The organism is Fischerella muscicola PCC 7414 (assembly GCF_000317205.1).
In the GTDB taxonomy this organism is placed as follows: domain Bacteria; phylum Cyanobacteriota; class Cyanobacteriia; order Cyanobacteriales; family Nostocaceae; genus Fischerella; species Fischerella muscicola.
In genome coordinates this window covers 25,379-40,391 of the sequence record NZ_AJLK01000167.1, presented here as the reverse complement: position 1 = coordinate 40,391, position 15,013 = coordinate 25,379, and the positions used below count along the sequence as shown (strand labels likewise).

Below are 15,013 nucleotides of genomic sequence, written 5' to 3'. Positions count from 1 at the left end.
TCATGGCTATTTCTTCGACAGTGTGAATGACGCCAACAATACAACTAAGTAGAACGGCGCAATCCTCAATAAAGGTAAGCGATAAGCTATGACAGTATCTCGATACACTAACCAGGCACTAGCAGCGATGCAAACATAGAGACAGACATCAGCCCAGCTATCGGCTTGCCGTAGTTGGGCGTTGCTAACACCAAGCCGTCTAGCTATGACGCCATCCAAAATATCTGAGAGGAAAGCAACAACAAAAGTAGTGATGAACCAAATACTAGTTTTACCATCCCAGGCATCCCAAAGAAGGAAGGGAGAAATCAAAAAGCGAAGTAGTACTAGTCCACTTGGAATTAATGTCAGATTCATAACAAAGGATGAAAAGAATTGTACATTTTAATACTTCATCCTTCATCCTTCATATTTCATCCTTTATTTCAAGGCTACTTGCTGAGTCACTGCTTTTTCGATGGGAGGAATGGTTGCAACCATTGCTGTTGTTGTTGGTTCAGCCCAACGTACCAACCAAGTAGGTTGTACCCCTAAGAACAATATCAAGGCTGCCAAAACTAGGGCTGGCATTTTTTCGTGCCATAAGACTCGTGGGTAATAGGCAAGGTTGTTGTCGAGTTTACCAAAACAGGTACGGTTGAGGAGGATGACAAAGTAAACGGCGGTTAAGCCAGTGGCAACTACACACAATAGGGTAGGCAAGGGAAAGACAGAGAAACTACCTTGGAAAACGATAAATTCAGAGATGAATCCTGTCATTCCAGGAATACCCGCGCTAGCCATACCGCCTAAAACTAGTAAGGCACTGGTTAGGGGTAAACCGCGTATGGGATTCATTAAGCCATTGAGGACATCCAATTCACGGGTTCCCACCTTGGCTTCTACAACTCCGACTAGGTGGAAGAGAATGGCAAGAATAATACCGTGGCTAATCATTTGGGCAACTGCACCAACAAGGGCAAGGGGAGTACTAGCAGCAGCAGCCAGGAGAATGTAACCCATGTGACCGATGGAACTGTATGCCACCATGCGCTTGATGTCTTTTTGAGCGATCGCTGTTACTGCCCCATACATGGCACTGACTGCACCCCAAATTGCCAAACTTGGTGCGAGAGTACTCCAAGCATCGGGAAACAAAGCCATCCCAAACCGCAAAATTCCGTAAGTTCCTAACTTCGCCAGCACACCACCAAGCAGAATGGCAATCGGGGCGGAAGCTTCAACGTAAGCATCTGGCAACCAGGTATGTAAAGGAACCAAGGGGATTTTAATCCCAAAACCGAGTATGATTCCTACCAACAGAATGATTTGTAATGTTGCTGATAGAGTTTGAGTAGAAAGGGCATCGTAATTAAAGCTAGAGGAACCTGTCACCCAGACAATACCCAAAAAGCTAGCCAGAATTAATGCACCGGAAACAGCAGTATAAATCAGGAATTTAATACCAGCATAAGCGCGTCTTTGACCACCCCAAATGCTAATTAGCAGATAAAAGGGTATTAATTCTAGTTCGTAAAACAGGAAGAATAATAATAAATTCTCTGCTAAAAAAGCACCTGCTACTCCACCACTCACTAACAATACCAGCGAGTAGAAAAGCCGGGGACGTTCTGTTTGCTGACTACTGCTATAAATAGCAATCCAGGTGAGCAAACCATTTAAAATCAGCAGCAAAATCGAAAGTCCATCTACCCCAAGCTGATAGCTTAAACCAAGGGTTTCATTCCAAGGGAGATACTCTTGTAACTGCATCCCTGGATTGTTGATATCAAATTTGAGTAAGAGAAAAAGATTCCACAACAGTACTGTTCCAGAAGCAAACAATGCTCCTAAACGCACACGATTGGCAGAAATATTTCCAGGTAATAATGCGATGATCGCAGCCGCAAAAATCGGGAGCCAAATTAAAACACTGAGCATAATTTGGAATGGTAAAATTGATGTTGTTAAAGTACGGACGAAGGAAAGAGAGACAAGGGAGACAAGGAGGACAAGGGAGAAAAATTAATTACTCATCCCATACCGAGTGACAAATGAACATTGACAATTAACTATTGACGCTCCTCATCAGTTCGCTTTATTTGTGCCGACAGAATTAGTAAATTTGCTAACTGACCATTGTTACTTTGCCAGTATCTAAATCATAGTATCCACCAACAATTTTGAGTTTATTTTCTTGAATTAATTGAGAGAGAACTGGCGATTGTTTCAATTTTTCTACTTGTGCCAAAACGTTGGCTTTACAAGCATTTTCTAACTTGTCTCCAGGCTGATTTTTTGACTTTTCAATACCTGGTTTGATGGCAGCCAGTAAACTACCAATTTGACCTGGGACTTGAGCGCCTTTGATTGTGGCCTCTACCGCACCACATCTTTCATGTCCTAGTACCATGATTACTTTTGAACCTAATACTAAGCTGCCAAATTCGAGACTGCCAATTTCTTCTGGTATCGCGATATTTCCAGCCACACGACATACAAATAAATCACCAAATCCTTGGTCAAAAATAATCTCTGAAGGAACACGTGAATCTGCACAACTGAGAATAGAAGCAAACGGTTTCTGAGTTTTGGAAACTTCTACTAGACGTGTATAGTGATTACGCTTTTTTTGTTTTCTTTTGACAAACCGTTCATTACCGTCGATGAGTTCTTTTAATGCTTGGTCGGGAGATATATTATTTTCGGCAATTACTTTTGGTGGAGAAACTAATTGAGAGCCAACACCGGCTGTTACCACTCCTGTACCTAATGCTCCTGCACCTAGCTTCAGTATATTTCTTCTGGAAAAAATTCTCTTCACTTAGATGCTCCTCAAATACCAGAGATACAAAACTGATCGCCTATTACTCAATGCACTGTTAGCGAGACAAATACATCATGTCTAAGAACTGATTTCCCCAGTAGGGCCAAGTGACGAATATTCCTAAAACACCTACTCCTAACAGAACAGTGAAGGCATAAAATTGGGTTTGTCCAGAGGTACTATACTTAAGACTTTCGCCACCACCAATGGAAGCTAAACCAACCAAGTTAACAATGCCATCGACTACGAAACGATCAACAATGTCGGCTAGTTTAGAAATGAGGTCAACACTCAAAACAATACTCATCCGATAGAGTTTGGGAGTGTAAAAATCGTAGGCAATTAAATCTTGTAAACCTTTCCAAGGTAGGCGAATTGGTTTTGGCACATTGCCTAGATAAATTACACCACTGATGCTGCAACCAAAAATGCTTGACCAAATTAGCAGTAGTGCAACATCTTTATTTAATTCAGCCCAACTAGGTAGAAGTGATAAGCTTTGCAAAATTAAAGGTAAATGAAGAGTAAAGCTCATCAAAATGATCATCGGTAACACCATTTGCCAGCCAACTTCAGGCGATCGCTCACTCATTTGCTTGGGTTTACCACCAAACACGAGACAGAATTCTCTGGTTAAGCTAAAAGCTGTTAAAGCATTGACTGCTATTACTACCCCAATTAGCCAAGGTTTAGTTGTCCATAGTCCATCTGCTAATTTCAACAATGCCCAAAAGCTACCTAGAGGTGGAAAACCAATTAGCCCCAAAATACCAACTACATAAGCTAAGCCGGAGACTGGACGACGTGACCATAGTCCACCCAACAAAGTAACATTTTGGGTGATACTGTTCCAGACAACAGCACCTGTACTCATTACCAGTAATGCTGCACTTAAAGCGTGGGTAAGTACCAACAACAGCGCCGCTTCGTCTTGCTGTGTACCTACGGCAATAAACACCAAACCCAAGTAGGCACTCACAGAGTAAGACAAACAGCGTTTAATATCAACTTGAGCGATCGCAATTAAGGAAGCACCTACCGCCGTGATTGCACCAATACCAATCATCGCACTAGAGACTATCGGCGATAAGTTAAAAACAGGTTGTAGTTTAATCAGCACCCAAGCACCACTCGCAACTACTACTGAGTTACGCAAAATTGTACTGGGGATAGGCCCTTCCATTGCCTCATCTAACCACAGGTGCAAAGGGAACTGGGCGCATTTACCCATTGGCCCTGCAATTAGCGCCAAACCAACCAGTGCGATTACTGTTGGATTGACATCAGCAGTAGCTGCCCACTCTGCTAATTCTGTATAATTCCAAGTTCCCGATAAAGGCCATAGTGCCAGTACCCCCATCAACAGGAATAAGTCGCCTACCCGCTTAGTTAGGAATGCATCTCTCGCCCCAGTGACTACTAAAGGTTGGATAAACCATAATCCAACGAGCAAGTAGGTTCCGAGAGTCAGGATCTCTAGAATTACATAGCTAAAGAATAGGTTGTTGCACAAAGCCAGGGCGCATAGTCCCGCTTCAAACATTCCTAACAAAGAATAGAAACGTCCCCAACCCCAGTCCATTTCCATGTAGCCAATGGCATAAATCTGTGCTAGCAAATTTAAGCCACAGACTACGATCATTGCGCCAACACTGACCGAGGAAATTTCTAAATCAATGGAGAGATTTAAACCCGCAGTACTCAACCAAGGTATAAATACTTGATACGCAGGCTGATTCCAGGTAGCAGGAAATGCCAAAGTAGCATGAAGAAATGCTAAAAATGTCATGACTAAATTGACATACCCTGCCGGTCTTGGCCCCGTACGCCTAATAATTCCCGGCGACCATGGTACAGCTAAAAGCCCACCTATTAACGCATATAAAGGTACTAACCAAACCGTTTCAAGCAGGAACTGAGCCATTAACTCACCTCTAGATTTGCAGCAAGACTAAATAGCGGTTGTGTTTTCACAACCGTTACTTCCAGACAACGTTGCTATGGGAGTTCAAACAAATTTATATTTGCTTAATCTTGTTAAATATAGATTATCCTTATATGTCCCAAAATGGAATTACTTACCTAGACAATTCGACGATAACTACTGTAATAAATTCTTATACATTTTTTATCCTATAGTTACTATTGTTTTAAATCTATTGTTCTCAATTGCATACTTTGCGTCATAAGTAAAGTGGTAAATGTCAAGACTAAAATTTTAAGAAAAATACTATGATAAATATAGGTTTTTATTTATGAAACCTCATAAGCGAGACTTTAATGGATAAAACTGGTGATTGGTAATTGCTAATTGGTGATTGTTGGTTTTTCACCATTAACGTGAGTTCGATGGATTTCATTAGCCCAAAATCCGCCCTCAAATAAATTTGGGACGCGGGGCCAGAACCCACTTAAATGGGTTGAAGGAGTTATTCATTTCAGTCTACTAAAAGTAGGCTGGGGCTATTAGGGCGCAGTTTATTTGGGGGTGACTCAATTGCTTAGTTACCGCAGATTTACCGACCATAATTTTGAGCGATCGCAGCTAAGTGTGAGTGCAATTATTTACAGGAATTTTAAGTTAAATTTAATACTTAACTCTGTGGTGGTGCAATCCTAAAAATTAAATTTTCTTTGTGTCTTGATGTCTTTGTGGTGAAATACAAATTTTATTTAACCACTAAGGCACTAATACACCAAGCAGATAAGATTGGTGCAAAAACGGCATACACTTTTGGTGTAGAGCTAGCACAAAGAGGTAGCCATGGCTGGATTTTTATTTGTAACTGATTTAGACCATACTCTCGTAGGCGATGATCAAGCGCTGCTGTTATTAAATGAGCGCCTGCAAAGACATCGTAAAGAATATGGTACCAAGATTGTTTATGCTACTGGGCGATCGCCTGTTCTGTACCGTGAACTGCAAGAAGAAAAAAATCTTCTTAAACCAGATGCCCTGATTTTATCTGTAGGAACAGAAATATACTTGGATGGTAGCGACAGCCCAGACTCAACTTGGGCAGCAATACTTTCACAGGGTTGGGACAGAAATTTAGTGTTAGCTAAAACAGCGGAATTCACTGAGTTAAAACCACAACCAAATTCTGAACAGCGTCCTTTCAAAGTAAGTTTTTTCTTAGAACAGGAGGCATCTGTAGCAGTTTTACCAAAACTAGAGTCGGAATTGCTCAAATCTAATTTAAATGTAAAGTTAATCTACAGTAGCGGTATAGACCTTGACATTGTGCCTCGCAGGAGCGATAAAGGTCAGGCAGTACAGTTTCTTCGTCAAAAGTGGAAATTTGTAGCAGAGCAAACTGTTGTCTGTGGTGATTCTGGTAATGATATTGCTTTATTCGCAACAGGCAATGAACGGGGGATTATTGTTGGGAATGCTCGTCAGGAGTTACTCCAGTGGCACAATGAAAATCCCGCTAACCACCGCTACTTGGCACAAAATGCCTGTGCAGGTGGTATCTTGGAAGGCTTAAGATATTTTGGACTGATGGAATAATGATTAGTTATCTTAAAGGCATCGTTGCTGGCATTCAAAAACAGAGTGGAAATCGTCATATCCTCACTCTCGAAGTCAATGGTATTGGTTACGATTTACAAATCCCGGCACGGTTAGCACAGCAGCTACCAGAATCGGGAGGTGAAGTACAAGTATTTACCCATTACCAAATTCGTGAGGAAGTGCCGTTGCTGTACGGTTTTGGTTCCCCAGCAGAAAGGGACGTATTTCGCCACTTGCTGAGTGTGAGTGGTATCGGTGCTGCTTTGGCGATCGCTTTATTAGATACTCTGGAACTTCCAGAATTAGTCCAGACTATTATCACTGGTAATATTCAACTGTTAATTCAAGCGCCTGGCGTTGGCAAAAAAACCGCAGAACGCATTTGTTTGGAATTGAAAAGCAAATTAATCGAATGGCGCAAAACAGCAGGCTTCTTCGTCGCTACAGGCGGTCCAGCACCAGGAATTCTCGAAGAAGTGCAAATGGCTCTGCTTGCATTGGGGTACACTCCAACTGAAGTAAGTCACGCTTTGCATGTAGTTAGCGAAGACATTGGACTACCAAAAGACGCATACGTAGAAGAATGGCTCAGACAAGCGATCGCTCATCTTAGTAGTACTGAATGTAGTCATTAGTCAATAGTAATTATTTATTATTATTTAGTTATTAGTTGTTCATTATTAGTTATTCGTTAGTGGTTAGTTGTTGGTGGTTGTTGGTTTGTTAGTAGTTATTAGTCATTTGTCATTAGTTATTTAGTTTTTCTCCCTCCGCGTCACCCCGTCCCCCAAGTCGTCCTCCTTGTCTTCCTTGTCTCCCCCCTCTCCCTTGTCCCCCCCACCTCCCCAATGTCCGATCCCTACGCTTGGATAGAACAATCTCTGGCAACAATTCACCGTGCAGACTGGTATCGTTCGGTACAAACCATCGAGGGTTGTCCTGGTGCGACAGTGTTACTCCAGGGGCAGGAAGTAATTAATTTTGCCAGTAATGACTATTTGGGATTAGCTGGGGATGAGCGTTTGATACTTGCAGCTACTGCTGCTGTGCAAGAATTTGGCACTGGCAGTACTGGTTCCCGACTACTCAGTGGACACAGAAAAATACACAGAGAACTAGAAAAAGCGATCGCATCCCTCAAGCAAACAGAAGATGCAGTTGTATTCAGTTCTGGCTATCTAGCAAATTTGGGTGCAATCACAGCCTTAGTAGGCAAGCGAGATTTAGTTTTAGCTGACCAGTATAATCACTCCAGCCTGAAAAATGGGGCAATTCTCAGTGGTGCAAAAATTGTTGAATACCCCCACTGTGATGTTGAAGCAGTCAAAAGCGAGTTACAAAGATTACGCCCAGACTATCGACGCTGTTTGATCGCTACCGATAGCGTCTTCAGCATGGATGGAGATTTATGTCCTTTACCTGCACTAATTGATCTAGCCCAAGAATTTAGCTGTATGCTGCTAGTCGATGAAGCCCACGCAACTGGGGTATTAGGAAAAACAGGTGCAGGGTGCGTCGAACATTTCGGCTGTACAGGTAAGCAATTAGTACAAATTGGGACATTGAGTAAAGCTTTAGGTAGCTTGGGTGGCTATGTAGCTGGAAGTGCAACACTCATCGACTATTTACGAAATCGCGCCCCGAGTTGGATTTACACTACAGCCCTTTCACCCGCAGATACAGCCGCAGCGTTAGCGGCAATAAATATTATTCAACAAGAACCACAACGCCGCACTCAATTGTGGAAAAATGTAGATTACTTAAAAAAATTAATACACCAATACTTACCCAATCTTAAACTACTACCTTCAGAATCACCCATTCTCTGTCTACAATTTGCTAGTGCAACAGACGCACTCCAAGCAGGAAACCAACTCAAATCTGCTGGTATTTTTGCCCCTGCGATTCGTCCTCCCACCGTTCCTACCAGTAGAATCAGAATTTCTCTCATGGCAACTCATGAGCAAACACATATTAATAAATTAATAGAACAGCTAAGTCTGATATTTCATTAATCCCCAGCGAATAATCTTCCTCAAACCTCCGCGTCCCTGGTGCGCTTACTCTGCGTAACTCTGCGTTTAAAAATACTACCTTTTCCGCAAAGCTGGTTTTTATTTCTTCGTGTCTTAGTGTCTTTTGAACCACCAAAGCACTAAGGCACAAAGCTGAGCTTTACGCCTAGCCTGGACTGTGGTATCTATTTAGTGCTAGTGAATTTACGATTAAAAATATGGTAAAAAATCGACTCCTGTGCTTATACCACTTCATCATCTCATCACCCCATCACCCCATCACACCATTATCCTACCTCTTCATCACCCCATCTTTTACTCCGTACTCAGGGTGACGCTTGCTCTATAGAAAGATTAAACTGTGGATATGTTAATCTAGCCTAGCTGGTAGCAACATTTACATAATTATTAACGACATTCTTAAACACATAAAACCATTACCTATATCAAAAGTCAGTTATGTCAGTTCAACAACGTAGTTGCGGTGAAGCCGCCGATTTGATTATAGGTGTTCGCAGCGAAAACCACGATTCGCCGCAAAATACTGCTCCTGTGGGTACTCTTGCTAAAAGACAAGGGACTATTTCTTCGTTTCTTGCTCCTCTCAAGCAGGATACTTTTAAACAAGTCGTTAAGGAAGTAGAACAAAAGTTACTGATTGTCAATCAAACCCTATCCATGCTGGACTCTCATGGCTTTGAGACAATCTTGCAAGAAATGTTACAGTCTATCACTTTGAAAACAGGGGAATTATTAGGAGCAGACCGAACGACAATATTTTTATTGGATGAAGAAAAACAAGAATTGTGGTCAATTGTAGCTGGGGGGGAGGGCGATCGCTCTTTAGAAATTCGCATTCCGGCTGATAAGGGTATTGCTGGGGAAGTAGCTACTTATAAACGGGTGATCAATATTCCTTTTGATTTTTACGACGATCCACGTTCTCGTTTTGCCCAAGAACAAGAAAAAAGTACCAGCTACCGTACTTACACAATGCTAGCTTTGCCTTTGTTAAACGAACAAGGGCGGTTAGTGGCAGTGGTGCAATTGCTGAATAAATTAAAATATCCCAACAATTGCCATGCACCACTATCAGAACGAATTGATATTAGAGGCTTTACTAGTGTTGATGAACAGCTATTTCAGGAGTTTGCCCCTTCTATTCGCTTAATTTTAGAGTCGTCACGCTCTTTTTATGTCGCTACTCAAAAACAAAGGGCCGCAGCAGCACTGATGAAGGCGATCAAATCCCTTTCTCAAAGCAGTCTCGATTTAGAAGACACCCTCAAACGGGTGATGGATGAAGCCAAGGAATTAATGAACGCTGATCGCAGTACTCTATGGTTAGTAGATCGCGATCACCATGAATTATGGACGAAAATCACTCAAGATAATGGTTCCACCAAAGAATTACGTGTCCCCATTGGCAAAGGATTCGCTGGGATAGTCGCAGCATCCGGCAAAACACTAAATATTCCCTTTGACTTGTATAATCATCCTGACTCGGATACAGCCAAACAAATTGATCAGCAAAATGGCTATCGTACTTGTAGCTTACTTTGTATGCCAGTATTTAACGCTGATCGCGAATTGATTGGTGTCACCCAACTAGTCAACAAAAAGAAAACTGGTGATTTTCCTCTTTATAACCCCGCCCATTGGCCCCTAGCCCCCGAATGTTTCCAAGCTAGCTTTGATCGCAACGACGAAGAGTTTATGGAAGCTTTTAATATTCAAGCGGGAGTGGCACTGCAAAATGCGAAGTTATTTGCCACAGTCAAGCAACAAGAACAAATGCAGCGAGATATTCTCCGCAGCCTCTCTAATGGTGTTATTTCTACAGATAAAACTGGTCATATTATCGCTGCAAATGAGAGTGCCAAGCGCTTATTAGGTTTGGAAGCAGCAGACAAACTAGAAGGTAAATTAATTACTGACATCATTCGGATTAAAGAAGGTAACTTTAAAAAATGGTGTCACCATGCTTTAAATGCAGCAGAGATCAAATATCGCGAACAGTATTATCCCGATCGCACCTTAGTATCTAATGACGAAGTGCAACACAGTGTAAATTTATCAATTAACACAATTGCCGATGCTAGCAATCATCGCCAAGTGCGGGGGGCGCTAGTAGTCATGGATGATATTAGTGATGAAAAGCGCCTCAAAAGTACGATGTATCGTTACATGACTCAGGAATTAGCAGAAGAATTACTGAAATTGGACGATGCTAAGCTGGGAGGCGATCGCAAAGAAGTTTCAATTTTATTCTCCGATATCCGTGGCTACACCACTTTGACAGAAAACCTAGAAGCGGAAGAAGTGGTAAGTATGCTCAATGAATATTTTGAATCTATGGTAGAAGCTGTATTTAAGTATAAGGGTACTCTTGATAAATATATAGGAGATGCCATCATGGCTGTGTATGGTTCTCCCTTGCCTTTGCAAGAACACGCTTGGATGGCGGTGCAGACATCTTTAGAAATGCGCCGCCGTCTGCAAGAATTTAATGCCCGTCGTCATGCCCGTAACAAGCCACGCATTAATATTGGTATTGGTATTAATTCTGATGTGGTCATCAGTGGCAATATTGGTTCTAGCAAACGGATGGAATTTACAGCGATTGGTGATGGAGTCAACCTTGGTTCTCGTCTAGAAAGCGTCAGCAAGCAGTACGGCTGTGACATTATTATCAGTGACAAAACATACCACCCCTGTAAAGATTATATCTGGGCTAGAGAACTAGATTACATTCGTGTCAAAGGTAGGAATGAACCAGTAGCCATATATGAATTAGTAGGCTTGCGTTCCGAAAACATAGGTAGTGAAAAATTACAATTAATTGAACATTATCAAAAAGGACGACATTTTTATCTGAATCGTCAGTTTTTCTCTGCCAAAGCTGAGTTTGCCAGAGTTTTGGAAATAGACAAAAATGACCAAGCTGCAAAGATGCATTACAACCGTTGTCTATACTGGTTGCAAAAACCTCCTTCAGATGCAGATTGGGATGATGGTGTATGGACATTTAAGGATAAGTGAAACAAGGGGAAAGGGGAATAAAGAATTTATTGCCTTTGTCCTTTAACCTTTTCCCTTTTCCTTAGCCGAACTCAGTATAATCCGATGTGTTTTATTTAGTTTCTTTTAAAAATTAACTAGTTTTCTTGTCATATAAACTGAGTTAAATCTTAACTATACTTAAATAATTTATACACAATTATTTTTAAGTAAATCATTAATTATGTAAATTATAATACCAGTATCTAAGTAAGCGATCGCTAATTTCTAGCTTATTTAAGAGAGACTTAGGAATAAATAAAAAAAACATCCTGAAATGGGCAATAAAGACAGGAATTAACAGATTATAAACTCTTATTAATAACACAACTTGTCAAACATATAAATTTGATTGCAAGCCAATAAATAATAATAAAAACTCGTTAATGCGATGAAAGCCTTGAGTGCTAAATTGCCCTTTGCTGAACAGCGATTGTATCAGCTCTTAGAAGTTTTACCCTTAGGAGTGGCTGTCATCGAAAAAAATGGCAACTATTCTTACATCAATCAAACTGGGCAAAATTTACTGGGTGCAAGTCAACTTCTGAATTTGGTCAGCGAACATACTGCTGTTGCCTATCAAATTTATCGTGCTGGTACTAATCAAATATACCCTAGTCAACAGCTACCATCAGTACAAGCATTAGCAGGGAAAGTGTCAAATGCTAATGATTTGGAGATTTATCGTGAAGGAAAAGCGATCGCACTAGAGATGAAGGTCATTCCTATATTTGATGACAGTGGTGAAGTAGCTTATGCGATCGCAATATTTCAAGATATCACAGAACGTAAACAAGCAGAGGCAGCCGTTTTAGCTGAAGCATTACAACAAAGTGAGGCATACTTACGTACCGTAGTTAATAATTTTCCCCTAATTCTCTGGGCAATGGATAAAAATGGGGTCTTTACCCTTTCAGAAGGAAAGGGATTAGAAGGATTAGGATTGAAGCCAGGAGAAGCTGTTGGTCAATCAGTATTTGAGATGTATAGCGATTTACTAGAGGTAGTCGCAGCATTCCGTAATTCTCTAACTACAGGTGTTCCCTACTACGTCACAGCTACAACTAATGGTTGCACATTAGAGGGGATGGGTAATCCCTTCTACGATAACCAAGGTAACATCCAGGGAATGATAGGTGTTTCTATGGATATTACTGCTCGCAAACAAGCCGAAGACGCTCTCAAGAAGAGTGAAGCACAGTTTCGTAGGCTAGCAGAAAACGTACCGGGCATGATCTATCGATATATCTTGCATCCTGATGGTAGTGATGAATTTACTTATTTAAGTCCCAGATGTCGGGAAATTTACGAAATAGAACCAGAAGCGATTATCCAGGATTCGCAAAAGCTTTGGTCTTTAGTTCATCCAGATGATAGCCTAGCTATCCAAAGTCTGATTGCAGAATCTCTGCACAAGCCAGAATCAATTAATCTTGAACACCGCATCGTTACTCCTTCTGGACGGGTGAAGTGGATTCAAGTCATTGCCCAAGCAGAACAGCAAGCTAACGGCGATAATATTTGGGATGGAGTAGTTATCGACATCACACAACGCAAACACACAGAACAACTTTTAGCCGACTACAACCGTACCCTTGAAAAACAAGTACGCGAAAGAACCATCGCCCTAGAACAAGAAATTTGGGAACGCAAACGAGCTGAAGATGCAGCCAAAGCCGCTGAAATTGCTCTGCGGAAAGCAAACTTAGAATTAGAACGCCTTGCAACTTTAGATGGCTTAACGCAAGTAGCAAATCGTCGCCGCTTTGATGAATACTTATCCCAAGAATGGCGACGGATGGCACGAGAACAACAGTATTTATCTTTAATTTTATGTGATGTAGATTATTTTAAAAGCTACAATGACCACTACGGGCATCAAGCAGGCGATGCTTGTTTAAAAAGGGTAGCCGCAGCTATGCGTAACACTCTCAAGCGTCCAGCAGACTTAGTTGCTCGTTACGGAGGCGAAGAATTTGCCATTATCTTGCCTTCTACAGCAGTGCAAGGTGCGATCGCCGTCGCCCAAGCAATTCAAAAAGCGATCAAACTATTACGATTACCGCATATTCAATCTCAAATCAGCGACTTTATAACTGTAAGTTTCGGTGTCTCAAGTATAATTCCTATTCCCAACCTTAGAGTAGAAACCCTGATCACAACCGCAGATCAAGCACTTTATGAAGCTAAAAAACAGGGACGCGATCGCATTGTTTGTGTTTAAGGGTTGGTTGTTGTCTGGAAACCCAACTTATCCTGATGATGTTGGGTCTGGTAAACTCGACCCAACCTACAAAAGAAACATGCATCGTTTTAGTAGTTCACCAAATTGATTTTGATAGGTCGGTCAGATCCCCGACTTTTTTAAAAAAGTCGGGGATCTGACGCCTCGCAAGCTGTCAAAACTTGTGTGGTAGAGTATTACCCTTGACACGCTACTACAATGATTTAAAATCTAAACCTTTTGAATAAATCGCCGTCCCAACAAACCTTGTGGTCTAACTAAGAGCATAATAAACAGAATGCCAAAGGCAACAGCATCTTTGTAGCCAGAGTATTCTGCTGGGACAAAAGCTTCTACTAAGCCAATTACCAAACCCCCCAATACTGCACCAGGAATACTACCTAAACCACCCAAGACAATTACTGCTAAACCCCGCAACCCAAAACCAATCCCGAAGTAAGGCCCGGCTATACTCACACTGGAGGCGACTAAAGTCCCTGCCACTCCTGCTAAAAAACTGCTGATAAAAAACGTCAGAATAATAAAGCGATCGCAGTTAATTCCTAATAAACTGGCAGTAGTTTCATCTTCGGCGATCGCCTGCATAGCCTTACCATATTTTGTGCGACTAATAAAATAAGTCAGGATAGCGACAAATACCATTGAAACTACAAAAATCACCACCTGCACAGTGCGGATGGGAATTGGGTTTGCTTCTGTACCAAAGTTAATTGCAGGTGGTAGATTCCCATAGGTGTCTGCTGGATAAGTGTAACTTTCTGCACCAACCAGATACTGTATTAAATTGACGATTACCACTGCCACACCCAAGCTAGAAACAACGGTTAACAGAGGATCGGAACCCCTTTGGCGCAAGGGTAAAAAGGCAATACGTTCTACCACTACCCCTACTAATCCCGCCAAGATACTTCCCAAAATTAAAGCTAAAGCAAAAGGTAATTGTACAGGTAAGGCTGCATTTGCTAGCAAACCATTAAATCCAAATCTGCCACCAACGAGTGCATAGGTAAAATAGGCACCTAGTGTAAAAATTGCACCATGAGCTAAATTAATTATGCCCAAAATTGAGTAAACCAGGGTATATCCTAAAGCAAAGATGGCGTAGACACTGCCAATAGATAAACCGTTTAAAAACTGTTGTAAAAATAGAGTGATATTCACTGGAAGTTGGAAATGAGAGGCTAGGAATTCACCACATAAAGTTTGTGGTGTGTAATTACTTTAATTAACGAACACCGATGAACACAGATGCACACCGATAAACTATCTGTGTACCCTACACCCTAGACACGGAGTGGCTTCCGTAGGTAGCCGCCCTTAGGGGCGTCTACATCTGTGTTCATCTGCGAAAAGTTTGAGCTAGGGCTTGG

Annotated in this window: 10 protein-coding genes; 5 read left to right on the top strand and 5 right to left on the bottom strand. The window is 41.5% G+C overall.

Annotation, left to right across the window (positions count from 1 at the left end):
- Window positions 1-6: 6 nt before the first annotated feature.
- The 4 genes from UYI_RS33475 to UYI_RS0126625 all read right to left on the bottom strand — a co-directional run bounded on the left by UYI_RS33475 (window position 7) and on the right by UYI_RS0126625 (window position 4,730).
- Window positions 7-357 (bottom strand): CDP-alcohol phosphatidyltransferase family protein, encoded by a 351-nt coding sequence (locus UYI_RS33475; RefSeq protein WP_016869729.1) that lies wholly within the window; start codon window positions 355-357, stop codon window positions 7-9.
- 63 nt (window positions 358-420) lie between these two features.
- Window positions 421-1,920: an NADH-quinone oxidoreductase subunit M gene (locus UYI_RS0126635; protein ID WP_016869728.1), complete on the bottom strand. Its 1,500-nt coding sequence runs from the start codon at window positions 1,918-1,920 to the stop codon at window positions 421-423.
- A gap of 187 nt (window positions 1,921-2,107) precedes the next feature.
- The gene (locus tag UYI_RS0126630) at window positions 2,108-2,803 is read right to left on the bottom strand and encodes a carbonic anhydrase (protein WP_016869727.1); all 696 of its coding nucleotides are present in this window, start codon (window positions 2,801-2,803) and stop codon (window positions 2,108-2,110) included.
- 58 nt (window positions 2,804-2,861) lie between these two features.
- Window positions 2,862-4,730 carry an NAD(P)H-quinone oxidoreductase subunit F gene (locus tag UYI_RS0126625; protein ID WP_016869726.1) on the bottom strand — a complete coding sequence of 623 codons (1,869 nt, stop codon included), beginning with the start codon at window positions 4,728-4,730 and terminating at the stop codon, window positions 2,862-2,864.
- Window positions 4,731-5,570: 840 nt separating this feature from the next.
- On the opposite strand from UYI_RS0126625, the gene UYI_RS0126620 reads away from it, so the two are divergent.
- The 5 genes from UYI_RS0126620 to UYI_RS34255 all read left to right on the top strand — a co-directional run bounded on the left by UYI_RS0126620 (window position 5,571) and on the right by UYI_RS34255 (window position 13,622).
- Window positions 5,571-6,320 (top strand): sucrose-phosphate phosphatase, encoded by a 750-nt coding sequence (locus UYI_RS0126620; protein ID WP_016869725.1) that lies wholly within the window; start codon window positions 5,571-5,573, stop codon window positions 6,318-6,320.
- Entirely contained in the window at window positions 6,320-6,958 is a 639-nt protein-coding gene (gene ruvA, locus UYI_RS0126615) for a Holliday junction branch migration protein RuvA (protein WP_016869724.1), read from the top strand. The genes UYI_RS0126620 and ruvA overlap by 1 nt, the downstream gene beginning before the upstream one ends.
- A gap of 213 nt (window positions 6,959-7,171) precedes the next feature.
- On the top strand, window positions 7,172-8,338 hold the full coding sequence (gene bioF, locus UYI_RS0126610; protein ID WP_016869723.1) for an 8-amino-7-oxononanoate synthase: 1,167 nt from the start codon (window positions 7,172-7,174) through the stop codon (window positions 8,336-8,338).
- Between the two features lie 459 nt (window positions 8,339-8,797).
- A complete protein-coding gene (locus UYI_RS0126605) occupies window positions 8,798-11,380 on the top strand; it encodes a GAF domain-containing protein (RefSeq protein WP_016869722.1) in 2,583 nt (860 codons plus the stop codon).
- Between the two features lie 409 nt (window positions 11,381-11,789).
- On the top strand, window positions 11,790-13,622 hold the full coding sequence (locus UYI_RS34255; protein ID WP_016869721.1) for a diguanylate cyclase domain-containing protein: 1,833 nt from the start codon (window positions 11,790-11,792) through the stop codon (window positions 13,620-13,622).
- Between the two features lie 231 nt (window positions 13,623-13,853).
- On the opposite strand, the gene UYI_RS0126595 is transcribed toward UYI_RS34255, so the two are convergent.
- The gene (locus UYI_RS0126595) at window positions 13,854-14,804 is read right to left on the bottom strand and encodes a branched-chain amino acid ABC transporter permease (protein ID WP_016869720.1); all 951 of its coding nucleotides are present in this window, start codon (window positions 14,802-14,804) and stop codon (window positions 13,854-13,856) included.
- Between the last annotated feature and the right edge of the window lie 209 nt (window positions 14,805-15,013).